At 70.4% G+C, this 412-nt stretch carries 1 protein-coding gene; it reads right to left on the bottom strand.

The genetic code is table 11. The annotated features are described in order from the left end of the window. The coding region (locus tag GCL84_RS00285; protein WP_197522904.1) for a poly(ethylene terephthalate) hydrolase family protein at positions 1-412 on the bottom strand (412 nt) is incomplete at both ends.

Below are 412 nucleotides of genomic sequence, written 5' to 3'. Positions count from 1 at the left end.
GCGCAGTTCGAGGTAGGCGCGGTCGAGGGAGCTGGGCAGGCTGTTGTAGAAGGGGATGGAGTGGCCGGACACGGGGGCGACGGTGTCCGACTGAGCGCCTACGACGAGAGTGGGGACGCGCAGGGACGACCAGTTCTTGGTCAGGTTCCAGCCGGCGAGGGGGATCGCTGCCTGCAGGCTGGGACGGGAGCGGGCGGCCTCCAGCGTGCCGCCGCCGCCCATGGAGTGGCCGATGACGCCGAGGCGGGTGTCGTCGACGCGGTTGCGGACGGAGCTGCGCGTGGTGAGGTAGTCCAGGGCGGAGAGCAGTTGCCTGCCCCGGCTGTCGGGTTGGTCCAGGGTGGACAGCGTGTCGATGGTGAAGACCACGAAGCCCTGGGAGGCCAGCCGCCGTCCCAGCCAGGAGATGCTC

Source organism: Actinokineospora pegani, assembly GCF_009745975.1.
Taxonomy (GTDB): Bacteria; Actinomycetota; Actinomycetes; order Mycobacteriales; family Pseudonocardiaceae; genus Actinokineospora; species Actinokineospora pegani.
This window is presented reverse-complemented; position numbering and strand designations above follow the sequence as displayed.